We start from the raw sequence: 24,418 nt of genomic DNA, 5'->3' as shown, positions 1-24,418 counted from the left end.
GTCAGCTCCTCATCCTGATGATATCCGCGTGCTTTTGCGTCGTTGAAGCTTCGTTCAACCAGGCAAGTCCGCGTTGCGTTTCTGTTTTTGGTTTGTATTCGCAGCCGATCCAGCCATCATAGCCTGACTGGTCCAAAGCTTTGAAAACGAAGGGATAATTGATCTCTCCGGTACCGGGCTCGTTACGGCCCGGATTGTCGGCAAGCTGGATATGCGCGATCAGTTCCTTGTGACGCTCATAGGTGGCGACGAGTTCGCCACGCGTGCGCTGCTGGTGATAAAGGTCGTACTGAATGAACAGATTTTCGCTGCCAACCTCTTCGATGATCGAAGCCGCCTGCTCGACCGTGTTCAGATAGAACCCCGGAATATCGTACGTGTTGATGGGCTCGATCAACAGTCGAATGTCATATTTTGCGAGCTCTTGTGCGGCAATCCTCAGATTATGGACGAAGGTTGAACGCAGCACATCATCGCCCAATCCCGTCGGAGCAATCCCCGAAAGGCAGTTGACCTGCTTGCAGCCGAGCGCCGTTGCATAGTCGATTGCCATAACGACGCCACGCCGGAACTCGTCGATGCGATCGGGCAGCACGGCGATGCCGCGCTCGCCTTTGCCCCAGTTGCCGGCAGGCAGATTGTGCAGCACCTGAACAAGCCTGTTCTGGTCCAGCTCCTGCTTCAGTTCCCTGGCGTTGTAGTCGTAGGGAAAGAGATATTCGACCGCTTCAAATCCCGCCTCGCTCGCAAGCGCAAAGCGTTCGAGAAATGGTACTTCATTGAAAAGCATGGTTAAATTGGCGGCAAATCTGGGCATGTCATCCTCCTCAATCGAGATATGCAGCGACAGCGGTCGGCGCGTCTTCTGGCCGCTCGGCGAGATCTTCGAACTCGACGACCGCATTGATGTCCATGCCCATCGCGATGTTGGTCACGCGTTCCAGGATGACTTCGATGACCACCGGCACCTGATATTCATCCATCAGCGCCTTGGCGTAATCGAACGCCTCAGTGAACTGGTTGGGGCTGCGAACGCGGATCGCCTTGCAGCCGAGCCCTTCGGCGACAGCGACATGGTCAACGCCATAGCCCTTCTCCGCATCGCCTGACGCGTTGATGTTGTCGAAGGCCAGACTGACTTCGAAATCCATGTCGAAACCGCGCTGCGCCTGGCGGATGAGACCGAGATAGGAGTTGTTCACGACGACATGCAGATACGGCAGTTTATGCTGTGCCCCGACCGCAAGCTCCTCGATCATGAACTGGAAGTCATAGTCGCCTGAGAGAGCAACGATCGGCCGGTGCGGATCGGCAGCACGCACGCCGAGCGCCGCCGGCAAGGTCCAGCCGAGCGGGCCGGCCTGTCCGCAATTGATCCAGTTGCGAGGTTTATAGACATTCAGGAACTGTGCCCCCGCGATTTGACTGAGCCCGATGGTCGTCACGTAGCAGGCGTCGCGGCCGAACGCCTTGTTCATTTCTTCATAAACGCGTTGCGGCTTCAACGGCACCTGATCGAAATGCGTCTTGCGCAGCATCGTCCGCTTGCGTCCCTGGCATTCCTCTGCCCATTTCGACCAGTCGCGCAACTTGCCGGCGGTCTTCCATTCGGTCGCGACGTCGAGGAACAGCTTCAACGCCTTGCCAGCATCGGACACGATGCCAAAATCCGGTGAGAAGACACGGCCAATCTGCGTTGGCTCGATGTCGACATGGACGAATTTTCTTCCCTCCGTGTAGGTCGCAACGTTGCCGGTATGGCGGTTGGCCCAGCGATTGCCGATGCCGAGCACGAAGTCCGAGGCCAGCATGGTCGCATTGCCATAGCGGTGCGATGTCTGCAGGCCGCACATTCCGGCCATCAGCCGGTGATCATCCGGGATCGTCCCCCAGCCCATCAGTGTGGGAATAACCGGAACCCCGGTGATCTCGGCAAACTCGACCAGCAGATCGGAAGCATCGGCATTGATGATACCGCCGCCTGCAACGATCAGCGGGCGCTCCGCCTCGTTGAGTATCGTCAACGCCTTTTCCACCTGCGCCCTCGTGGCGGCGGGCTTGTAAGGCTCCAGAGGCTCATAGGTTTCGGGATCGAACTCGATTTCCGCCAGTTGCACATCGATCGGCAGATCGATCAGCACCGGGCCAGGACGGCCCGAGCGCATGATATGGAAGGCTTTCTGGAAAACATAGGGAACAAGGCCTGGCTCCATTACCGTCACCGCCCATTTGGTCACGGGCTTGGCAATCGACGCTATATCGACGGCCTGAAAGTCTTCCTTGTCGAGCCGGGCGCGCGGCGCCTGCCCCGTGATGCACAGGATCGGTATGGAATCCGCCGACGCAGAATAAAGGCCGGTGATCATATCCGTTCCCGCCGGGCCGGAGGTGCCGATGCAGACGCCGATATTACCGTGTTCGGCGCGGGTATAGCCCTCAGCCATATGCGAGGCACCCTCGACGTGACGCGCCAGGATATGGCGGATCGAGCCACGCGCTCTGAGCGCCGAATAAAACGGATTAATGGCGGCCCCCGGGACACCAAAGGCACAATCGATCCCTTCCTTCTCCAGGATACGAACAGCAGCATCAACGGCACGCATTTTGGTCATGGCAGTTCCTCCAGATTTTATGGAACTGTAACCCAAAATTTGTAATTATCAATATAAAATGGAAAACAATCTCATTCTATGGAAATAATGACTTTCAATAAAACTGGATAAATCCGGTTTGCCGGTCTATGGCTGTGGATCGTGCAACGGGGTGAGTAAAGGAGCCATTGTGGCTGTTATCGAACCGGTTAAAGGCAAAAGAGGCCGTAAGGCTGCAGCGGACGCGGCGCCGTCTTCGGTGCAGGTCCTCGACAGGAGCTTGAAACTACTTGCCATTATTGCCGACCATGATGGCTCGGCGCTCACGGAGCTTGCCGACCAGACCGGCCTCGCGCCTTCGACCATCCATCGTCTGCTGACATCGCTTCAGAACCACGGCATGGTCGCACATGATCCGGAAACAGGCGACTGGACCATAGGGGTTGGGGCTTTCGCGATCGGCAACGCGTTCCTGCGCTTCCGCAAGCTTGGCACGATCAGCCGCCGCTTCCTGAAACGGCTGATGGAGGAATGCGGCGAAACCGCGAATATCGGCATCGAGGATGACGGGGAAGTGGTATTCATTTCACAAGTCGAGAGCCATGCACCGATGCGCGCCTTTTACCGGCCCGGACGGCGCGGCCCCATTCACGCCTCCGGCATCGGCAAGGCTATCCTTTCGACCTGGTCGGACGCCGAAATTGGCCGGACCGTGGGCGGCAAGCAACTTGCCCATTTCACTGATCACACACTGGATACGCTTCCGGCTCTCCTGAAGAATATTCAGGAGATACGTTCGCGCGGCTGGTCGATCGATGATGAGGAACACACCCTCGGCATGCGCTGCATCGCGGCGCCGATCTTCAACGAGCATGGCGAGGCGATCGCCGGAATGTCGATTTCGGGACCGGCGGTGCGACTACCCAAGGAAAAGCTGATCGTGCTCGGCCCGGTTATACGCGACGCGGCCGATGAACTGACGCGGGCCATGGGTGGCAGGCGACCCGAAGAGCTGTAAGGAAACGGCTTGCCGGCAGGACACTCTAATGAGCGCCTGCGCCTGCACTACCCTTAGGTTTCTCGGCAAACAGCAGAGCCACGGCGGCGATTGCAAGCAGGACGCCGATGACGGCAAAAGTATCACTGAAACCCATAATAAGAGCCTGCCGCTTGACCACCCTGCCGAGCGCTACGATGGCTTGCTGTGCAGCTGCTGCGTGATCCGATACACCATGCGAGATGAAATAACCTGTCAGTTGGTCGAGACGCTGGCGAACTTCATCCCGCGTCAGGGTGATCGATTGGCCAATGATGTTCGAGTGGAACTGCTCGCGCTTGGTCAGCACCGTTCCCAACGCCGCAGTTCCAACAGCACCACCGAGATTGCGCAGCATATTGGTCAGCCCCGACGCAGCCGCGGCGTCGGCGGCTGCGATGCCCGCTGTGGTAATAGCTGTGATGGGCGTCAAAACGAGAGCCTGACCAATTGCGCGGACGATGTTCGGTATCCAGAACTGATCGCCTGCCGTGTCGGCTGAGAGTGTGATGTTCATGAAGCAGCTGATCGCGAAGATGCTGATGCCGAGAAAGCCGATATAGCGCGCGTCGAAACGCTTCATCATCATCGGAACAAGCGGGATCAACAGCAGCTGCGGCAGACCGGTCCAGGCGAGCACATTGCCGATCTGCTCGGCATTATAACGCTGCACTTGTCCGAGATATTGCGGCAGGATGTACACTGTCCCGAAAAGAGCGACGCCAACCAGTACGTTGACGGCGACACCGATGCCGAAGTTACGCTGCTTTAACAGCCGCAACTTGACCAAGGGCTTTTCAACGGTCAACTCTATCCAGATAAAAGCGACGAGGAAAACGACAGCCACCGCCGTGAGCTTGAGAATGAAGGGCGAGGAGAACCAGTCGTCCTTGTTGCCTTCTTCAAGCACGGTTTGAAGCGCCGAGAGGCCGACTGCCATTGTGAAGATACCCGCCCAATCGCCTTCCTTCAGCAAATGAAGCTGCATCGGCGTCTTTTCAAGCGTTGCTGCCAGGGCGATGGCCATGATGGCACTCGGGATGGCATTGATGAAAAAGATCGTTTGCCATCCGTAATTCTCGGTCAAGTAACCCCCGATCGTCGGACCGATGGCCGGAGCGAAGGTAACCGAGAGTGCGAAGATGGCGAGGCCGACGGGCTGTTGCGGCTTAGGCAATTTCGTCAAGACTATGGTGAAGGCCATGGGGATAAGTACGCCGCCGGCAAACCCCTGCAAACCGCGCATCAGGATCATCGAACCAAGGTCATGCGTGAAGGCACATGCGATCGAGAACAGCGGAAAAAGAATGGAGTTTACGAGTATGTAACGGCGGAAGGAGAATACGTTGCTGAAATACGCGGTGAGCGGAATGACAACGATTTCGCCGATCAGATAGGACGTGGATATCCAGGCTCCGTTGTCTACACCCGTTCCGATACCGCCCTCGATATCGAGGAGCGACGCGTTGGTGATCTGGATGTTGAGGATCGCCATGAAAGCGCCAATCATACTGGCGAGAACGGCAATCCATTCCTTCGTGCTGGCACGTGGCTGCGGAACCGCCGCGCCGGTGAATGTGATAGCAGGCATGACGCGATCCTCCTGACCTCGTCGATCAATGGCTCTGGCGCTCGACAGCGTCAGTCTTGGTATCGATGCTCGGCTGGACCGACATACCGGGGCGTAGATCGCCGGCAGCGGCACTGTCGGTATCGAGAACGATCTTCACTGGAATGCGCTGGACGACCTTGGTGAAATTGCCGGTTGCGTTGTCCGGCGGCAACAGCGCGAATTCCTGGCCGCTCGCGGGAGCAAGACTATCGACACGACCGTGATAGACACGCCCCGGAAACATATCGACATCGATATCGACCCGCTGGCCGGCACGAACGTCGGTAAGCTGCGTTTCCTTGTAGTTGGCAATAATATAGGCCGACGCTGTCGGTACGACCGACATCAGCTGTGTGCCGGCCTGGACGAACTGGCCGACGCGCAGCGTGCGATTGCCGACGACGCCATCGACCGGAGCGACAATCGTTGCATAAGAGAGATTGAGTTCAGCCTGATGCTGAACGGCCTGATCGTGCGTGAGAGTCGCCCTCGCCTGTGCAAGCTCTGCCTTCAAGAGATCGACCTGCTTCGTCGCAGCTTCCAGCGAAGCGCTGTCGCGAACGACAGTAGCCCGGGCGGCGGCGATTTGGGATGCAGCCTGCTGCGCCGTCTGGATCGCTCCGTAACCGCTTGTGGCAAGGGTTGCATAGCGCTTGTCGTTTTGCTCCGCAAAGGTTTCGTTGGCTTGATCGACATCGACTGTCGCGCGGGCCGCTGCAATTGTGGATTGCTGAATTTCGAGCGAAGCCTGCTTGGCCTGGATCGTTGCCTCCGCGGCTGCGACATCGGCCTTTGCCTGATCGAGCGCGGCCTTGAAATCACGATCGTCGATGCGGGCAAGCGGCTGACCCGCCTTTACGGTTTCGTTGTCGCCGACGATGACATCGGCAATGTAGCCCGAGACCTTGGGAGCAATGGAGCTGTTGTCAGCCTTCACATAGGCATCATCTGTTTCGATCTGGAAGCGGCCGACAGTCCAGTAGCTGTGCCCGTAGTAGACGCCGGCCGCGATCAGAGCGATAGCGGTTGCGCCAAGCAACAACGAACGGCCGCTGCGCTTGCGGGCAGGCTTCTCATCGGCGGCGGGCGACTGCGGTGCTTCGGCAACGCGAACCGGCGTACCCGCGTCTAGAGAAGGAGCCACAACCGGCTGAATTTCGGTTTCAGCAGGATGGGCAAGATTATTGTTCAGTGCGTACAGCTTGGTCATTGTGGTCTCTCCGGATTGCCGGTCGCCGTCACAAGGGCCGCGGCCTCTGATGGGTAAGAAACTATTTAGGAAACTTGATTTTTTCCAAAATATGCTCTATAAAATGGATGTCAACAAGAATTTGGAAAATCATCATGGTCGTAATTCACAAGATTGAGAAGCGATCGCGAGGCCGGCCACAGGTGCGCTGTGACGACGACACGAAAAGCGTCATTATCGAAGCCGCCAATGATCAGTTTCACGAAAGCGGGTATGCAGCCGCCAGCATCAGCGCCATTGCGCAGAACGCAGGCGTTTCAACGAAGACGCTCTATAGGCTCTTTCCAACCAAGGCGGATCTGTTCACGAGCATGGTATCGGACCGTATTCGCCGTTTTTTGCTCGCAGTGGACGGAGGCACATTTGCAACCGTGAACCTGCGAGAAGATCTCGAGCGGATACTGACAGCGTACGGTGTGCTGACCCTCTCGGATGACACGATCACCATCATGCGCCTCGTTATCGGCGAATCCGACCGTTTTCCTGAGATCGCGGCATCGTTCTACCAACGGGCGATCGTCAAAACGAATACGTTGATGGAGAGTTGGCTTCGGAAGCAAATCGACCTTGGACTCATTGCCCTTGAGGATCCACAAGCCGCCTGCGGCATGCTCCGCGGCATGATGACCATGGAGCCACAACGTGCAGCGATGCTGCGTCAAAAACCAGCACCCACAACCGAAGAGATTGTCGAGCGGGCGCGGATGTGTGCCGATCTGTTCCTGAAGGGATGTGCAATCTGACGGTCAGAACAGAGCTTTTGCGAGATCGGACTCAGGCTCCCGGATTTGCCGCCATCACGGGTTTTTTCCTCGCGTTCGACGTAGCGTACCGGCGAGCGATAACCGCGCAAACTATCAGCTGTATCTGGTGGAAAAGCATAACTGGCAGGATAATGCTGCCGATGCTTTGTCCTGCAAATATCACGTTGGCAATGGGAACGCCGCTTGCGAGGCTTTTCTTGGATCCGCAGAATGTGATTGCGATTTCGTCGGGCTTGGAGAAGCCGAGCAAACGGCTGCCAAACATTGTAACTGCGAGCACGACTGCTAGAATTATGATGTCAATAGCGAGCAGAATGCCCAGATCGTGCAAGGAAGTCGTCTGCCACAGTCCTTCGTTTACGGACTGGCTGAACGCCGAATATACGACCATAAGGATAGATCCCCGGTCGACTGGCATGAGAATTTTGTTCTTGCTTCTGATGAAATTACCGATCCACGGCTGCAGGATTTGACCCAGTACGAATGGAGCAAGCAACTGCAGCAGAATAGACTGCAGCGCATCGAGAGAGAAACTGGCATGTCCGCTAGCGGTGAGCAGAACGCCTGCCAGCAAGGGGGTAAGGAACATCCCAAAAATGTTCGATGCTGAGGCGGCACAGATTGCGGCCGGAACGTTACCGCCTGCCATCGATGTAAAAGCGATGGACGACTGGACCGTAGAAGGCAAAACGCAGAGAAAGACTATCCCGGCATATAGGGAGGGTGACAAAATTTCGGGAACCAGAACGCTTGTGGTCAATCCCAATAACGGGAACAGGACGAAGGTGGCGGCCAAAATGACAATGTGCAATTTCCAGTGAAGAAGACCTGCTACGACGACCTCGCGCGATAGCCTTGCTCCATGCAGGAAGAAGAGAAGTCCGATCGCAAACTTGGTTGCCAATGCAAAGTAATCGGCCGCGATGCCGTCGATCGGCACGAATGAAGCGAAAACCACGGTCGATAGAAGAAGCAGGGTGAAGGTATCCGGCAGAAAACGTGACTTCATCTATGATTCCGAAACGGCTTTTTTGCAGAGAGTTGGCGAGCACCCAGAATGCAAGGAAATAGAGTTATAATAATGATATAGGATATCTATGCTGGATTCATGCTGCGGTGTTTTGCCACTTGGAACAGACGCTGAAGACGTAGGGCAATTATAGCCGCCGCTTGAGCAGCACAAGAGACCGGTGACATCACAGACCGAATTGCACCTGCTCGCATACCCGCGCACCAACACGATAGACCAGCCAAATAGCACTTCCTCGCGTCTTTTCTCGATGAATCCTCTTCGCACTATCGTCGACAGGATTGACATTCAAGAATTTCTTGGGATTATGTATACCACAGATGAAAGGACAGATGCCTTCGCCGCTGTCTGCCCGTCGGCCCACTCACCTGGCCGGCAGAGACAGGCAACGACGACTTTCCATTGTTGCCTGATGAGCGCCTGGCCTGACGCTGGGCAGGGCCAAAGCGGGACCGGGCCGAAGTAAGTGACAAAACCAGATCCCTGAAGAACAAAATGGGGGCAGGACAACCCAAAAGGGCGAGCAGGAGGAAAACAAATGAAGATCTGCATTTACGGCGCCGGCGCGATCGGTGGTTACATGGCAGTGATGCTCAAGCGCGGCGGCGCTGACGTCTCCATCGTCGCCAGAGGTGCGCATCTCGACGCGATCCGGCAAAACGGCCTGAAACTCCTGATAGACGGTGCGGAAATCGTCGAGCGCATGCCGGCTACAAGCAAGCCGGGCGAGCTGGGTGTCCAGGACTATGTGATCGTCACGCTGAAAGCACATCAGGCGTGGCAGGTGGCGGAGGACATGACGCCGCTTCTGGGCAAGGACACCGCAGTAGTGACAGCCCAGAACGGGCTTCCCTGGTGGTATTTTCATGGCCTGGGTCCGAGCGTGGCCAATCTCAGGCTGCAGAGCGTCGACCCGGATAACCGCCAGTGGAATGCGATAGGACCTGAGAGGGTCATCGGCGCCACGGTTTATCCCGCCACAGAAATCGTTGGCCCCGGCGTCATCAAGCATATTTACGGCAACCAGTTTGGCCTCGGCGAACCAGATTGCAGCAATAGCGAGCGGGTTAGCCGGTTGGCAGCAGTGATGGAGGCTGGCGGGTTGAAAACCCGCTTCTACGAAGACATTCGCAATGACATCTGGGTGAAGCTTTGGGGTAATCTTTGCTTCAATCCGATTTCGGCCTTGACGGGTGCGACGCTCGACATCGTCGCCACCGATCCGGGTACTCGGACCCTGGCCCGCAATATGATGCTCGAGGCCCAGGCAATCGGCGAAAAGTTCGGCGCAACCTTCCGGGTCGATGTCGAGCGCCGCATCGACGGCGCAGCGGGCGTCGGCGCGCACCGCACATCCATGCTGCAGGATGTCGACAAGGGCCGCGCGATCGAACTCGACGCGCTTTTGACATCCGTGCAGGAAATGGGCCGTCTTTCCGACGTGGAAACGCCCTTTATCGACAGCGTGCTTGCGCTTGCCCAGCAGATGGGACGCGTGAGGGGGCTCTACCCCACCTTCCCCGAAGTGGCGGAGGCCAAGCTTGTCATGGCATCGTGAACCATTCCGCTCGCCGTTTTCAAACAAAATCAGGTTGATGGTATCAGCCGCCTTCTCGTAGCTGGCCGTTCTACCTGAAATTTCAGCCACGATAGCCGCGCTGGTCTTCCGGACCACTGCCTTTGTTGTGTTTAACTTGCTTGGGGGTGAGAGCTTGGCTCAGACACTGTTCATACCGAAAGAGATTGATGGCAGCGAGCCGCGGGTTGGCGGTTCGGCGGAGACGGTCAAGAAGCTGGTCGGACTGGGGTTTGTCGTGATCGTGGAGGCTGGTGCCGGCACGGCATCGCGCATTCCGGATCGCGAATTCGAGGCGGCGGGTGCGACCATCGGCAAGGCTGCCGATGTCAAGGGCGCCGATGTCGTCTTGAAGGTGCGCCGGCCTTCGTCGGCCGAACTCAAATCCTATAAGAAGGGCGCGGTCGTCATCGCCATGCTCGATCCTTACGGCAATGATGCGGCGGTCAAGGAACTGGCGGATGCCGGCGTGACGGCCTTCACCATGGAATTCATGCCGCGCATCACCCGGGCGCAGGTCATGGACGTTCTGTCGAGCCAGGCCAATCTTGCCGGCTATCAGGCGGTGATCGATGCGGCGGAGGAATATGACCGGGCCTTGCCGATGATGATGACGGCGGCGGGCACGGTGCCTGCGGCCAAGGTGTTCATCATGGGCGTCGGCGTTGCCGGGCTGCAGGCCATCGCCACGGCGCGGCGGCTCGGTGCGGTGGTGACGGCGACCGACGTGCGCCCGGCGGTCAAGGAACAGGTCGCCTCGCTCGGCGCCAAGTTCCTCGCCGTCGAGGACGAGGAGTTCAAGGCGGCGGAAACCGCCGGCGGCTATGCCAAGGAAATGTCGAAGGAGTATCAGGCCAAGCAGGCGGCGCTGGTCGCCGAGCACATCGCCAAGCAGGATATCATCATCACCACGGCGCTCATTCCGGGGCGTCCGGCGCCGAGGCTGGTGAGCCGCGAGATGTATGCGCGCATGCGTCCGGGCTCGGTGATCGTCGATCTTGCGGTCGAGCGCGGCGGCAATGTCGAGGGCGCCGCAGCGGGCCAGATCGTCGAGGTCGATGGCGTCAAGATCGTCGGGCACCTCAATGTTGCCGGCCGCATCGCCGCCACGGCCTCGCAGCTTTATGCCAAGAACCTCGTCGCCTTCTTCGAGACGCTGGTCGACAAGGACGCCAGAACCGTCAAGATCAATTTCGACGACGAACTGGTCAAGGCCACCGTTTTGACGCATGGCGGCAAGGTGGTGCATCCGAACTTCGCCAATGCGGCAAGTGCAGCGGCTGTTGCTCCTGCAGCCAAGCCTGCTGCGAAGAAGGCCGCATCCGCCAAAGCGGTTGCAAACGAAGCTCCTGTGAAAGAGGCCAAGCAAGCAGCGCCCAAGAAGGCGGCAACGCCGAAAGCCGCACCCAAAAGGACTGCTCCCAAAACCACTGCGCCCAAAACTGAAGGAGAGGCATGATGGCTGCCGATGCGACACTCGACAAGGCGCTCGATGCCTTGAACCAGGCCACCGAGATGGTGCGCCAGGCGGCGGAGAACATGCCGGATGCCGCCGGCGCGGCGGCCCACGCGGTCACCGGCGGCGCGGTCGATCCCTTCGTCTTCCGCCTGGCGATCTTCGTCCTGGCGATCTTCGTCGGTTATTATGTCGTCTGGTCGGTGACCCCGGCCCTGCATACGCCGCTCATGGCCGTCACCAACGCCATCTCCTCGGTGATCGTCGTTGGCGCGCTGCTGGCCGTCGGCCTGTCGGCCAGCGGGTTTGCCACCGGCTTCGGCTTCATTGCCCTCGTTCTCGTCAGCGTGAATATCTTCGGCGGCTTCCTCGTCACCCACCGCATGCTCGCCATGTACAAGAAAAAAGAAAAGTGAGGCGATGACCATGGGCATGAGCGTGAATTTCGCGACTTTTCTTTATCTTGTCTCCGGCGTCCTGTTCATTCTGGCGCTGCGCGGCCTTTCGCATCCGACGACCAGCCGCCAGGGCAATTATTACGGCATGACCGGCATGGGCATCTCGATCCTGACTACGCTGGCACTGGCCGAACCAAGCATCAAAGGCCTTGGCCTGATCGTCGTCGGTCTGGCCATCGGCGGCAGCGTCGGCGCCTATATCGCCAAGCGCATCGCCATGACCGCCATGCCGCAGCTGGTTGCCGCCTTCCACTCGCTCGTCGGTTTTGCCGCGGTGATGGTGGCGGCCGCTGCGGTCTATTCGCCGGATTCCTTCGGCATCGGCGAGGTCGGCATGATCCATGCGCAGGCGCTGGTCGAAATGTCGATCGGCGTCGCCATCGGCGCCATCACCTTCACCGGCTCGATCATCGCCTTTTTGAAGCTCGATGGCCGCATGTCGGGCAAGCCGATCATGCTGCCGGGGCGGCATCTCCTCAACGTCAGCCTGCTCGTCGCCATCGTCGTTCTGGTCGTTGCGCTGGTCCTGACCGAAAGCCACGGCGTGTTCTGGCTCATCGTCATCCTGTCGCTCATCCTCGGCGGGCTGATCATCGTGCCGATCGGCGGCGCCGACATGCCGGTGGTCGTGTCGATGCTCAACTCCTATTCCGGCTGGGCGGCGGCGGCGCTCGGCTTCACGCTCGGGAACCTGGCGCTGATCATCACCGGGGCGCTGGTCGGCTCCTCCGGTGCGATCCTCTCCTACATCATGTGCAAGGGCATGAACCGCTCGTTCATCTCGGTCATTCTCGGCGGCTTTGGCGGCGAGACGGCAGCCGCCGCAAGCGGCGAAGTCGAGCAGCGTCCGGTCAAGCAGGGCTCGGCCGACGATGCCGCCTTCATCATGAAGAATGCCTCCAAGGTCATCATCGTGCCGGGCTACGGCATGGCGGTGGCGCAGGCCCAGCACGCCTTGCGCGAGATGGCCGACAAGCTCAAGGCCGAAGGCGTCGAGATCAAATACGCCATCCATCCGGTGGCCGGCCGCATGCCCGGCCACATGAACGTGCTTCTCGCCGAAGCCAACGTGCCTTACGACGAAGTGTTCGAGCTCGAGGACATCAACTCGGAATTCGCGCAGGCCGACGTCGCCTTCGTCATCGGTGCCAACGACGTGACCAACCCGGCAGCCAAGACCGACCCGAAATCGCCGATCTTCGGCATGCCGATCCTCGATGTCGACAAGGCAGGCACCGTGCTGTTCATCAAGCGCGGCATGGGTTCGGGCTATGCCGGCGTCGAGAACGAACTGTTCTTCCGTGACAACACCATGATGCTCTTCGCCGATGCCAAGAAAATGGTCGAGAACATCGTCAAGGCGCTCGATCACTAGCAAAGAGGAAACCGGCGAGGAGCGGAAAAAGATTCGTGCTTTCGCAAAATGGAGGATACAGAAAATGGCTCAATGGGTACGATTTGACGATGAGGGCGTGGAGGGCTTCGGCCTTCTGCAAGGTAAGGATATTGTCGTTTATCAAGGCTACATGTTCGACCAACCGACCGCCACGGACATGCGGCTTCCACTTGCCTCAGTTCGCTTGCTGGCGCCGTGCTCACCTTCCAAGATCATCGCGCTGTGGAACAATTTCCGCCAGCTCGCGGCCAAACTCGATGTCGCGGAACCCGATGAGCCTCTCTATCTGTTAAAGGCAATATCCAGCATCGCTTCTCCCGACGCTGTCGTCAGCCGCCCTCCTTCCTACGCTGAACGCGTCGGCTATGAAGGCGAACTCGGTATCGTGATCGGCAAGCGCTGCACCAATGCTTCTGAAGAGGAGGCCGCAGCCGCGATTTTCGGTTATACCTGTGTCAACGATTTGACAGCGAGCGACATCATCGCTCGCGACAAGACCTTCGCGCAATGGGCTCGTGCCAAGAGCTTCGACGGTTTCTGTCCGTTCGGCCCGGTCATCGCCACCGATATCGACCCGACCGAATGCCATGTCAAAACCGAACTCAACGGCGCCCTGCGCCAGAACTATCCACTTAGCGATATGATCTTTCCGCCGGCACGCCTTGTCAGCGCGTTATCGAAGGATATGACGCTTGAGCCTGGGGATCTGATCTGCTGCGGCACGTCGCTGGGCGTCGGCTCGATCAAGGATCCGACCAACACGGTCTCCGTCACCATCGACGGTATCGGCACGTTGTCGACTACATTCGTTCAGTAGATTGCCGGCGCTGCCGGACCCCATCAGCAAAGAATGCCCGGAACCATAAGCTCCGGGCATTCTTCTATCGGACCGAGATTGGGCATTTCAGCGCCCTGTCCAAACCCGGCCAGAAACTATGTGGCCTTATGCCGAAACGGCCATCGCCTCGCGGATAGTCTCACCGACGAGATGCGGGCTCTTCGCGATGATGACGCCAGCGCCTTTAAGCGCATTGATCTTGTTCTCGGCGTCACTTGCAGCACTTTGCGCAAAAGCACCGGCGTGACCCATGCGGCGTTCCGTCGGTGCATAGCGGCCGACAACCAGCCCAACGACCGGAATGTCCGGTTTGATCCCGGCAAGGAACTCCGCCAATTCCTGCTCCTCGGATCCGCCAATCTCGCCGATGGCGATCACACCGCGCGTGTCGTGATCAGCAAGGAAAAGTTCCATGCAATCGCGCATGCTCAGCCCATGAATGGCATCGCCGCCGATGCCGACTGTGGTAGATTGGCCCAATCCCGCCGCACTCACCTGAGCGATAACTTCGCTGGTCAACGATGCCGAACGCGACAGGATGCCGACCTGGCCTTTTCGTTCGCTGCCGGTAGCCATGACGCCGATCTTGCAGACGCCCGGGGACAGAACCCCTTGAGAATTCGGGCCGACAAGAATGGTCGAGCTCTGCTTCAGCGCCGCTCGCACGCGCAGCATGTCTTGTACGGGTACCCGTTCTGTGAGAGCCACGACAAGCGGCATACCCGCCTCGATGGCCTCGATCATCGCTGCGGCAGCGTTTTCCGGCGGTACGAAAATCATGCTGGCATTCGCGCCAGTCTCTTTCATCGCCTCTGCAACCTCGTCAAAGACCGGAAGATTCAAATGATAGGTTCCGCCCTTGCCGGGGGTGATGCCGCCGACGATCCGGGTTCCATATTCCATCATGGCCGCCGAATAATGTGTTCCGGCCCAGCCGGTCATGCCCTGGCAGACGACGCGGGTATTCTGGTCAACGAGAATGGTCATGATCTTCCCCCCTCTGCGGCGGAAACAGCGCGGCTCACCGCCGTCCACATGTCGGGACAGTCGATCACCTTGCAACCGAAATTGGCAAAACGGAACCGGGCATATTCGGCATTGTTACCCGCCAGACGAACGATGACGGGACAGGAGCGGCCCGTCCGCCGCATCGCGATGCCGAGACCGTCGGCAATGGTATCGCAGGGCTGCATTCCACCACCGTGCACATTGACAAGAATCGAGCGCACGGCCGGATTGTTGAGGAGAAGCGTGAACCCGTGCGCGACATCGAGGCTGGTGGCCGTCGTGCGGATATCCATGAAGTTTGCAGCGCTGCCATTGGCCGCGCGCACCATGTCGAGCGTCGCAAGGCCGAGCCCGGCTCCATTAACAGCCAGACCGATATTGCCGTCCATCCGCAGATAGTTGAGCTGACGATTCTGCGCGACAAGCTCGATCTCATCACCGTCATGCTCTTCGCGCAGGGCCACCAACTCGGGATGCCTGAACAGCGCGTTGTCGTCGATGATCATCTTGACATCGACCGCAACGAAATTGCCCTCCTCTGTCACCACCAACGGATTGAGTTCGATGAGTGTTGCGTCGAGTTCGACGAAGGCTAAGCGCAACTGGTCGAGAAGCGAAGCAAAGGAAGAGTGAAGGCCGGCCTCAAGGCCGAGACGCCGGGCCAAGCCTGTCACGACCTCTTTCTCCAACGCATCTCCGGTACCAAGGGAAAGCCGTTCCAGACGGGTTTCGCCCGATTGAAGCCGCTGCTCGATATCCTCGCTCCCTTCGGCGCCGGCGAGGACGGCAATTTCAGCCCTTGCCGCATCAACGAGCAACGATAGATAGAGGCTGCGGACAGGGCGAACAGCCGTTTCGATCAACACTCTGTTGACGCGGCAACCGGCGGGCCCTGTCTGTTCGGTTATGAGAGTGCGTCCAAGCATCGCGGCGGCGGCTGCCTCGACCTCTCCGGGAGATGAGACCAGACGGACGCCGCCCGCAAGGCCGCGCCCTCCCGCCAGAACCTGTGATTTCACGGCGATCCTGTCCACGCCCAAAGCCAGGGCGGCTTCGCGGGCCTCGTTGGCAGTCAGCGCCACCTGGCCCTTGGGGACATTGACGCCTTTGGCGGATAACAGTGCTTTCGACTGGAACTCATGAAGCTTCATAGCCGCCTCCTCCCTGAAAGCGATTAGGCATGATGCGCGGGGCTTAACGCCGCCCGCGAGCCACACTTGTCGTCTAGTCAAATCGGAAAACCACTTCTCGTTCGCATACCTGCTCCCGCGGATGGATCCTACCGAATTGTCTTCGTTGGAATACATAATGCCAACAGAAATCGAACCTGTCAATCGGTAGCCAGATTATGATTTCTGCAACCGACAATACCCGGCACGTTATGCCCGGAAAAGGAAAACGGCGACATGGGGTGATCGTCGCCGTTTTCTGGATGCGGATTACTCGGCCGCGATTTTTTGCGGGATTCCGAGCGCGCCGCTTTTCTGCAATTCGTCGATCGCCCGCTCGTCGAATTTGAGAACGTTGCGCAGGATTTCCTCGGTGTGTTCCCCTAAAAGCGGGGATCGCGTAACGTCTGTCGGACTGTCCGAAAGCTTGATCGGGTTACCGACAGAAAGGTAGTTGCCGCGCTCAGGATGCTCAACCTCGACGATCGTGCCCGTGGCTCTCAGCGACTCATCTTCCGCGATTTCCTTCATGGACAGGATCGGACCGCACGGGATGTCCCTGTCGTTGAGGATTGCCATCGCCTCGAATTTATCCTTCGTCATTGTCCATTCCTCGATGCGCGCAAAAATTGCATTGAGACGTGGCAGGCGAGCTGCGGGTTTTGCATAGTCGGGATGGGTCTTCCAATCCGGCTCGCCAATCACGTCGCAAATCGCCTCCCAGACCGGCGCCTGGGTAATGAAATAGATATAGGCGTTGGGGTCAGTCTCCCAACCCTTGCATTTCAGGATGCGCCCGGGCTGGCCGCCGCCTGAATCATTGCCCGCACGCGGCACGCTTTCGCCGAATTCAATACCCTCGCCATATTGGCTGTATTCGTTCAACGGACCGTGGGCCAGGCGTTGCTGGTCACGAAGTTTGACCCGGCACAGATTGAGCACGCCATCCTGCATTGCTGCCGAGACTTTCTGGCCGCGTCCCGTTTTCGTGCGTTGGAAAAGCGCCGTGACGATACCGAGGCAAAGGTGCAGACCCGTGCCGGAATCGCCGATCTGCGCTCCGGTAACCAGCGGCAGACCATCGCGAAAGCCTGTAGTCGAGGCAGCGCCGCCCGTGCATTGCGCGACGTTTTCATAGACCTTGCAGTCCTGATATGGACCGGGGCCGAAGCCCTTGATCGAGGCAACGATCATCGCAGGATTGAGTTCCTGGACACGCTCCCATGTGAAGCCCATGCGATCGAGTGCACCGGGAGCGAAATTCTCCACCAGCACATCGCAGTTTTTGATCAGCTCTTCCAGAACCGCCTTTCCGCTCTGGTTCTTGGTGTCGAGCGTGATCGAACGTTTGTTGTGATTGAGCATGGTGAAATAAAGGCTGTCAGCATCGGGAACATCGCGAAGCTGACCCCGCGTAATGTCCCCGACCCCAGGACGCTCAACCTTGATGACATCGGCACCAAACCAGGCAAGAAGCTGTGTGCATGTCGGTCCCGACTGAACATGGGTGAAATCCAGGATGCGAACACCCTCCAAAGCTTTTGTCATTATTTTCTTCCCTTCTTCCGGCGCGGAACTTGTTCGTTCTGCGAGAGCAAATTTTGTCTAAATAGAGCCAGTTCTGTTTCTCGGATGGCGAGACAATCCACGCGGAAGGTGGCGAGGTCGATGTTTTTCCATCGTCCGATGCCGCCTGACAAAGTGGTTGGCCGCCAACCGGAAACCCGAAGGGCCGAGTAAATTCGGGCCAAATCCATCGGGCTTCGGCGTCGCCCGATGGAAAGGCATGGGTCTCGCCGAACCCCTTGACCTTGCCCACGAATTTCCATCGGCAGAACGACTCCATTTAGACAAAACTTGCTCTATGTCGATTTGAGCCGGCGGCCTGAGTGACCGCCGGGCTTTATCGTTATTTGTACATCGTCTGGTTCTTGGTCCCGGGCGCATACTCATTCGGATCGACCCAGATGTTGACGACCGCCGACCGGCCGGTCTTGGCTATGGCCTCGCGGGCGCGCCTAAGAGCGGGCTGAATTTCGGACGCTTCGCGAACCTCCTCGCCATGATTGCCGAGCATATGGGCGAATTTGGAGAACTCGACGTCGCCAAGCTTGTTGCCGACATTGCCGCGTTCCTCGCCATATTTCGCAACCTGGCCATAACGGATCTGGTTCATCGACGAGTTGTTGCCGATAACCGCAAGATATGGCGCATTGAAGCGATCACAGGTTTCCATATCGAAGGCCGTCATCGAGAAGGCGCCATCACCATAATAGCAAAGCACCTCCTTTTGCGGGTGAGCCAGCTTCGCTCCAAGCGCGAAGCCGGTCCCGACGCCCAGTGAACCAAGTGCGCCAGGATCCATCCACTGGCCCGGATTGCGCGGGCGCACCGCCTGAGCAGAGATAGTCACCACGTCGCCACCGTCGCCGATGTAGATCGTATCTTCACCGAGGAATTCGTTGAGTTCATAAGCCACGCGGTAGGGATGGATCGGGTTTTGGTCCGACTTGAGAAGCGGCAGCACCTTTTCGTAGGCGATGACTTCTTGCTCCTCGAGCGTCTTCATCCATTGTTGGCGTGCCTGACGCTTGCCCTTATCGATGCGGCCAGACGCCGCCTGCAGGACCGCCGAAAGAATGGCACCGGGGTGGCCGACAAGCCCCAGATTGATATCGCGGTTCTTGCCGACAGTGCGGTAGTCCTGATCGATCTGCACCAGGGTAAGGTCCTTGGAAATGCGCTTGCCGTAGCCCATGCGGAAATCGAAGGGCGTGCCAATCACCACGATTACGTCAGCATTATTGAATGCAAAGCCGCGTGTGCGGTCGAAGTGATGGGGATCGCCAATCGGCAATGTGCCGCGGCTTGCGCCATTGAAGTAGCCGGGAATATCCAGCCCGCGAAGCAGCTCGATCGCGGCCTCGGTACTACCCGATGTGAATACCTGTTGGCCGAACAAAATAGCCGGACGTTCGGCGTTCACCAGAACATCGGCCAGTTTTTCAATGTCGGCCGGATCGCCGATCGAATATGTCGAAGCTCTGTATTTTCCCGGCTCAGGTATGACAGCCTTTTCAATGGGTATTTCACGATCCAGAACGTCACGCGGAATTTCCAGATAGGAAGGTCCCGATGCGCCGGAGAAACACTCGCGCGCGGCCATGGAGATCATGTCGGCAATGCGCTCCGTGGACGAGACGCAAGCGGCAAACTTGGTGATCGGTGCCATCATGTCGACGTGCGGGAGATCCTGCAGCGAGCCCATCTTGTGCTGGGTCAGGGCGCCCTGCCCGCCAATATGAAGCACCGGGCTTTCCGAGCGGAATGCTGTGGCGATACCGGTTACCGCATTGGTGCAGCCCGGACCCGCAGTGGTAACCACGCAGCCCATCTTGCCCGTCTGACGGGCATACCCATCGGCAGCATGCGCCGCGACCTGCTCGTGACGCACATCGATGATTCGAATGCCTTCATCGATGCAGCCGTCATAGATGTCGATGATGTGGCCGCCGCAAAGCGTAAAGATGGTGTCGACGCCCTCATTCTTCAGCGCCCTCGCCACCAGATGGCCACCGGACACCACGCTCCCGTCGCGTACCTTCCGCTTCAATGTATCTTCAGCCGTTGATGTGGCCTTCTCAACCTTTGTGACGATTGTCATGGACGTCTTTCCTCCTATTGAACCTTGCCATCTTTATAGTTGGCGTCTGTTTGCCGCGCTGATCCTGGAAGCTTCAAGTTAAGGCCACCGTACCAGCAGTGAGTGGGTCAGGGGTCTTGTTCAGGGAGCCAACCGGCCCAGCTACACCGAGATTTTGCATGCGATAAACGCTCGTTGAGATCGAGAGCCCCGCCTTCCTCCCCTGTTTCCAGATTATCGCTTCAAGGACGAAACCCGTGGAGACAGTCGAAAGAGCCGAGCCGGATTTTACTAAAGTCCGCAACGCTTCCTCGCCGGGTGTGGGTCGGCTGAAGTGCTCGTTGAAATAATTTCTGGCATAATAAATACCATAAGTCAAACATCCTTCATGAAGAGATGTTCTCTTCTTTGTGCGTGAATCAAAAAGCTGGAAAGGGATCGAAACCAAACGCTCCCGAAGGCGTTATAGATGTGTGCAGTGCACAACCTATGCAGAAATGGGACGCTGGTATGCATCCGGCGCGGTTGTGAACTGGGATATGGTATGCCAGATAAGTGCCATCTTAAACAGCAATAGGAGTGTCAATTATGCCGGCACGCACAGAAATAGCCAATGCATCGACCCGTACCGCCCCTCGCGGTATCATTGAGACGATTCTTGCCTTCCTGGACCGCGTTGCACACATCAATGCACGCAACAAAAATAACGAACCTTTCGGCCTCTGATCGCTAAAAAGTTTCTTTTTCTTCCCTTAAGCGGCTGCCGGATCACGTTCGGCGGCCGCTTAACGTTTTGAAGACATTCAGCTTTTACGAAAGTTGCATGCCAACACCAGCTTGGCTCTTGTCTTTTGGTATAACAGATACCAGTATGTTCCAATCAGCGCAGGGCATTTTAGCTACATAAAAGGCGTAGAAAGGGATGAACATGACTCAAGCGGTAAAAGAGGATTTCCGCTCGCAACAGGTCAGCGACGGATTTAGATGGGGACAATTGGCAATTGGCGTGATCTGCATGGTCACGATCGCCAATCTTCAATATGGCTGGACATTCTTTGTTCCCGAAATTACCAAACAATTCGGTTGGGGGCGTGCAGAAATCCAATGGGCATTCACGCTCTTCGTCCTGTTCGAAACATGGCTCGTTCCGGTAGAGGGCTGGTTTGTCGACAAATACGGTCCGAAGATCGTTATTATGTTCGGCGGCGTGCTGTGCGCTATTGGATGGGTCATTAACTCGCAAGCCGATACGCTGTTTTTATTCTGCGTCGGCCAAGCCGTTGCCGGTATTGGTGCGGGTGCTGTCTATGGCACCTGTGTCGGCAACGCGTTGAAATGGTTCCCGGACCGGCGCGGACTTGCCGCAGGCATCACGGCAGCCGGTTTTGGCGCAGGTTCTGCCCTGACGGTCTGGCCGATCCAGGCAACAATCGCCCATTTTGGCTTCGCGCACACCTTCCTTACCTTCGGGCTGGGGCAAGGTATTATTATCGTAGTCCTTGCTTTCTTCCTGTTTGCCCCGAAGCCGGGTCAAATTCCTGAAGTCACTAACAAAGGCCCGATCATCCAGAGCCGCCGGCAGTATTTGCCTTCCGAAGTGCTGAAGCACCCGATCTTCTGGCTCATGTATCTTATGTTCGTGGCAGTGGGTGCCGGTGGCCTCGTTGTAACGGCCAACCTTGCGCCCATGGCCAAGGACTACGGTGTCGCGGATATTCCGGTATGGCTTGGCATACCAGCCCTCACCTTGGCTGCCACGCTCGACCGGCTTCTCAACGGCGTGACACGACCGCTCTGCGGCTGGATTTCGGATAAAATCGGACGTGAAAACACCATGTTTATCGCCTTCGGGATCGAGGCGATTGGCATATATATGCTTTATCTCTTCGCACATGAACCGATGATGTTCGTGATCTTGAGCAGTCTGGTGTTTTTCGCCTGGGGTGAGATCTACTCGCTCTTCCCTTCAACCTGCACCGATACATTCGGCTCCAAATTCGCTGCTACCAATGCCGGCCTGCTTTATACGGCCAAAGGTACGGCCGCGCTTCTCGTGCCATTTGGTACGGCGCTGGCGGCGGACGGCGATTGGGGTGCAGTATTTATCATCGGCGTCATCCTGAATGCGGGCGCCTCCCTCTTGGCTCTGTTCGTACTCAAACCATGGCGCGCAGGTATTATTCGCAAGACGGAAAACAGCGCCCTGCAGCCTGCCCAGTAATATCTCGATAGAAGTCGCCTGGGCTGGATGGATCCAGCCCAGGCATCCAACTCAGACAGTCAATCCGCATTGAATGCAAATAGCGCATGCCAGAGCGAGCAGGACTTGACAGTAATTTCTCTGGCATACAATACACCAACATAGGCGCCTAAACAGTTTAACCAGTTCGCGCCGCTGGAGATTCAGGCCACACCAATGCCGCCGTCACGGGGAGTGCACGCGGCCATCACGGAGAAAATCATGCTCGACAAAACCGTTGTCCGTAACGTACTGGAAGCGGCGCGGGCCGAGGGCCGCCAGGCCCTCACCGCACCCGAAGGCAAGCTTATTTGCGATGCTTATGGCATAGCAGTTCCGCACGAAGGCGTCGCTGGCAGTGCTGAGGAAGCCGCCAAGCTTGCGTCATCCATGGGCTTTCCGGTGGTAATGAAAATCGTCTCTCCGGATATCCTGCACAAGACGGAAGCAGGCGGCGTTATCGTCGGCGTCAAATCTGCCGAGGAAGCCAAAGCCAGTTTCGACAAGATCATCGCCAACGCTCAAGCCTATAAAGCCGATGCGGAAATCGTAGGCGTGCAGGTCCAGCAAATGCTGACCGGCGGCCTGGAAGTGATCATCGGCGCGGTAACGGACGACAGCTTCGGCAAGCTCGTTGCCTTTGGGCTTGGCGGCGTCCTCGTTGAAGTCCTGAAGGACATTACCTTCCGCCTCGCCCCGGTGACGCACGACGAAGCCCTGTCCATGCTCGACAGCATTCAGGCAGCAGAAATGCTGAAAGGCGTGCGCGGCGGTGAACCAGTCAATCGTGTTGCGCTTGCCGACATGATTGTGCAGGTCTCCAAGCTTGTAGACGACTATCCGGAAATTTCCGAACTTGATCTCAATCCGGTTTTCGCCACCAAGGACGGCGCGATTGCCGCCGACGTGCGCATCGTCATCGACTACAATCAGGCCAAGCCGCGCCATCGCCCGAGCCAGGAAGAAATCCTCAAATCCATGAACCGTATCATGCGTCCGAAGGCGGTCGCAGTGATCGGTGCATCCGCAGAGGATGGCAAGATCGGCAATTCGGTGATGAAGAACCTCATCAACGGTGGCTACAAAGGACAAATCTATCCGATCCATCCGAAAGCTGAAGAGATCCTCGGCTACAAGACATACAAGAGTGTCAAGGATGTCCCGGGCGATATCGATACAGCGGTCTTTGCCATTCCTGCCAAATTGGTCGCCGGCGCGCTTGCGGAATGCGGCGAGAAGAAAATCCCCGGCGCGGTCCTCATTCCCTCGGGTTTTGCCGAAGCCGGGGAACCGGAACTCCAGGACGAAATCGTCAAGATCGGCCGCAAATACAATATCCGCCTGATGGGCCCGAACATTTACGGCTTCTACTACACGCCGGAAAATCTCTGCGCGACATTCTGCACGGCCTATGATGTCAAGGGTTCGGCAGCATTGTCGTCACAGTCCGGCGGCATCGGCATGGCGATCATCGGCTTTTCACGTTCGGCCAAGATGGGCGTGTCGGCAATCGTCGGTCTCGGCAACAAGTCGGATATCGACGAAGACGACCTGCTCACCTTCTTCGAGCAGGACGACAATACGCGGATCATCGCCCAGCATCTTGAGGACCTGAAAGACGGGCGTGCCTTTGCCGAAGCGGCAAAACGCGTCTCGAAGAAAAAACCGATCGTGGTTCTCAAGGCCGGACGCACATCCGCCGGTGCCAAAGCAGCCTCGTCGCATACGGGCGCGCTTGCCGGTAACGACAAGATCTACGAGGACGTATTCAAACAGGTCGGCGTCATCCGTGCCCGCTCGCTGCGGCAGCTCCTCGAGTTCGCACGCGGCATTCCGGTCATGCCGACGCCGAAGGGAGAAAACGTCGTCATCATCACCGGCGCCGGCGGCTCGGGCGTGCTTCTCTCCGACGCCTGCGTCGATAACGGCCTCAGTCTCATGGGGATGCCTGACGATCTCGATGCGGCCTTCCGCAAGTTCATTCCGCCCTTCGGTGCTGCGGGCAATCCCGTCGACATCACCGGCGGCGAACCACCCCTCACCTACAAGAACACGGTCAAACTCGGCCTCGAGGATGACCGCATCCACGCACTGATCCTCGGTTACTGGCACACGATCGTCACTCCGCCGATGGTCTTTGCCAGGCTGATGGTCGAGGTGAAGGAAGAGATGGCGGCCAAGGGCATCGAAAAGCCGATGGTTGCATCGCTTGCCGGCGACGTCGAAGTCGAAGAGGCCGCCGAGTATCTCTACCAGCATGGCATTCCCGCCTATGCCTATTCGACCGAGCTTCCAGTCGAGGTGCTGGGAGCGAAGTATAAATGGGCTCGAGGCGCAGGTCTTCTCTAGGTCC

Annotated in this window: 19 protein-coding genes; 10 read left to right on the top strand and 9 right to left on the bottom strand. The window is 57.8% G+C overall.

From position 1 onward, the window contains the following. Position 1: 1 nt before the first annotated feature. Both otnI and gcl read right to left on the bottom strand, forming a co-directional pair. Positions 2-817, bottom strand: coding sequence for a 2-oxo-tetronate isomerase (gene otnI, locus ACSQ3H_RS24935; RefSeq protein ID WP_436119804.1), 816 nt, complete (start codon positions 815-817; stop codon positions 2-4). 10 nt (positions 818-827) lie between these two features. Continuing rightward, a complete protein-coding gene (gene gcl / locus ACSQ3H_RS24930) occupies positions 828-2,612 on the bottom strand; it encodes a glyoxylate carboligase (RefSeq protein WP_436119803.1) in 1,785 nt (594 codons plus the stop codon). Positions 2,613-2,790: 178 nt separating this feature from the next. Here gcl and ACSQ3H_RS24925 point away from each other — a divergent pair, with 178 nt between their 5' ends. Beyond that, positions 2,791-3,609 (top strand): IclR family transcriptional regulator, encoded by an 819-nt coding sequence (locus ACSQ3H_RS24925; RefSeq protein ID WP_436119999.1) that lies wholly within the window; start codon positions 2,791-2,793, stop codon positions 3,607-3,609. 25 nt (positions 3,610-3,634) lie between these two features. On the opposite strand, the gene ACSQ3H_RS24920 is transcribed toward ACSQ3H_RS24925, so the two are convergent. Together ACSQ3H_RS24920 and ACSQ3H_RS24915 are read right to left on the bottom strand one after the other, a co-directional pair. Next, the gene (locus ACSQ3H_RS24920) at positions 3,635-5,218 is read right to left on the bottom strand and encodes a DHA2 family efflux MFS transporter permease subunit (RefSeq protein WP_436119802.1); all 1,584 of its coding nucleotides are present in this window, start codon (positions 5,216-5,218) and stop codon (positions 3,635-3,637) included. 25 nt (positions 5,219-5,243) lie between these two features. Next, positions 5,244-6,449 carry an HlyD family secretion protein gene (locus tag ACSQ3H_RS24915; protein WP_436119801.1) on the bottom strand — a complete coding sequence of 402 codons (1,206 nt, stop codon included), beginning with the start codon at positions 6,447-6,449 and terminating at the stop codon, positions 5,244-5,246. A 134-nt stretch (positions 6,450-6,583) separates the two neighbouring features. Between ACSQ3H_RS24915 and ACSQ3H_RS24910 the strand changes: the two genes are divergently transcribed. After that, the gene (locus ACSQ3H_RS24910; protein ID WP_436119800.1) at positions 6,584-7,231 is read left to right on the top strand and encodes a TetR/AcrR family transcriptional regulator; all 648 of its coding nucleotides are present in this window, start codon (positions 6,584-6,586) and stop codon (positions 7,229-7,231) included. A 31-nt stretch (positions 7,232-7,262) separates the two neighbouring features. Here the strand turns inward: ACSQ3H_RS24910 and ACSQ3H_RS24905 are convergent, their stop codons facing one another. Beyond that, complete coding sequence (locus ACSQ3H_RS24905) at positions 7,263-8,261, bottom strand: bile acid:sodium symporter family protein (protein ID WP_436119799.1); 999 nt, start codon at positions 8,259-8,261, stop codon at positions 7,263-7,265. A 559-nt stretch (positions 8,262-8,820) separates the two neighbouring features. Here ACSQ3H_RS24905 and ACSQ3H_RS24900 point away from each other — a divergent pair. The 5 genes from ACSQ3H_RS24900 (at position 8,821) to ACSQ3H_RS24880 (ending at position 13,985) form a co-directional block, all read left to right on the top strand. Beyond that, the gene (locus tag ACSQ3H_RS24900) at positions 8,821-9,840 is read left to right on the top strand and encodes a 2-dehydropantoate 2-reductase (RefSeq protein WP_436119798.1); all 1,020 of its coding nucleotides are present in this window, start codon (positions 8,821-8,823) and stop codon (positions 9,838-9,840) included. Between the two features lie 154 nt (positions 9,841-9,994). After that, positions 9,995-11,317, top strand: coding sequence for a Re/Si-specific NAD(P)(+) transhydrogenase subunit alpha (locus ACSQ3H_RS24895; protein ID WP_436119797.1), 1,323 nt, complete (start codon positions 9,995-9,997; stop codon positions 11,315-11,317). Then, on the top strand, positions 11,317-11,730 hold the full coding sequence (locus tag ACSQ3H_RS24890; RefSeq protein ID WP_436119998.1) for an NAD(P) transhydrogenase subunit alpha: 414 nt from the start codon (positions 11,317-11,319) through the stop codon (positions 11,728-11,730). Before ACSQ3H_RS24895 ends, ACSQ3H_RS24890 begins: the two co-directional genes overlap by 1 nt. A 16-nt stretch (positions 11,731-11,746) precedes the next feature. Next, positions 11,747-13,147: an NAD(P)(+) transhydrogenase (Re/Si-specific) subunit beta gene (locus ACSQ3H_RS24885; protein ID WP_436116470.1), complete on the top strand. Its 1,401-nt coding sequence runs from the start codon at positions 11,747-11,749 to the stop codon at positions 13,145-13,147. Positions 13,148-13,211: 64 nt separating this feature from the next. Continuing rightward, positions 13,212-13,985, top strand: coding sequence for a fumarylacetoacetate hydrolase family protein (locus ACSQ3H_RS24880; RefSeq protein ID WP_436119796.1), 774 nt, complete (start codon positions 13,212-13,214; stop codon positions 13,983-13,985). Positions 13,986-14,111: 126 nt separating this feature from the next. On the opposite strand, the gene sucD is transcribed toward ACSQ3H_RS24880, so the two are convergent. From sucD to ACSQ3H_RS24860, 4 genes are all read right to left on the bottom strand, one after another. After that, positions 14,112-14,993 carry a succinate--CoA ligase subunit alpha gene (gene sucD, locus ACSQ3H_RS24875; RefSeq protein ID WP_436119795.1) on the bottom strand — a complete coding sequence of 294 codons (882 nt, stop codon included), beginning with the start codon at positions 14,991-14,993 and terminating at the stop codon, positions 14,112-14,114. Further along, the gene (gene sucC / locus ACSQ3H_RS24870; protein ID WP_436119794.1) at positions 14,990-16,165 is read right to left on the bottom strand and encodes an ADP-forming succinate--CoA ligase subunit beta; all 1,176 of its coding nucleotides are present in this window, start codon (positions 16,163-16,165) and stop codon (positions 14,990-14,992) included. The genes sucD and sucC overlap by 4 nt, the downstream gene beginning before the upstream one ends. Before the next feature lie 288 nt (positions 16,166-16,453). Continuing rightward, entirely contained in the window at positions 16,454-17,731 is a 1,278-nt protein-coding gene (gene frc / locus ACSQ3H_RS24865) for a formyl-CoA transferase (RefSeq protein ID WP_436119793.1), read from the bottom strand. Between the two features lie 361 nt (positions 17,732-18,092). Then, positions 18,093-19,847: a thiamine pyrophosphate-binding protein gene (locus ACSQ3H_RS24860; RefSeq protein ID WP_436119792.1), complete on the bottom strand. Its 1,755-nt coding sequence runs from the start codon at positions 19,845-19,847 to the stop codon at positions 18,093-18,095. A 567-nt stretch (positions 19,848-20,414) separates the two neighbouring features. Between ACSQ3H_RS24860 and ACSQ3H_RS24855 the strand changes: the two genes are divergently transcribed. The 3 genes from ACSQ3H_RS24855 (at position 20,415) to ACSQ3H_RS24845 (ending at position 24,414) form a co-directional block, all read left to right on the top strand. Continuing rightward, complete coding sequence (locus ACSQ3H_RS24855; protein WP_436119791.1) at positions 20,415-20,552, top strand: hypothetical protein; 138 nt, start codon at positions 20,415-20,417, stop codon at positions 20,550-20,552. A 202-nt stretch (positions 20,553-20,754) separates the two neighbouring features. Beyond that, on the top strand, positions 20,755-22,047 hold the full coding sequence (oxlT, locus tag ACSQ3H_RS24850) for an oxalate/formate MFS antiporter (RefSeq protein ID WP_436119790.1): 1,293 nt from the start codon (positions 20,755-20,757) through the stop codon (positions 22,045-22,047). Between the two features lie 240 nt (positions 22,048-22,287). Next, entirely contained in the window at positions 22,288-24,414 is a 2,127-nt protein-coding gene (locus tag ACSQ3H_RS24845; RefSeq protein ID WP_436119789.1) for an acetate--CoA ligase family protein, read from the top strand. The last annotated feature ends 4 nt before the right edge of the window (positions 24,415-24,418 follow it).

The organism is Phyllobacterium sp. LjRoot231 (assembly GCF_964253365.1).
Classification (GTDB): Bacteria; Pseudomonadota; Alphaproteobacteria; order Rhizobiales; family Rhizobiaceae; genus Phyllobacterium.
Note: the sequence above shows the minus strand (reverse complement) of the source record. Positions and strands in the feature narration are given on the sequence as shown.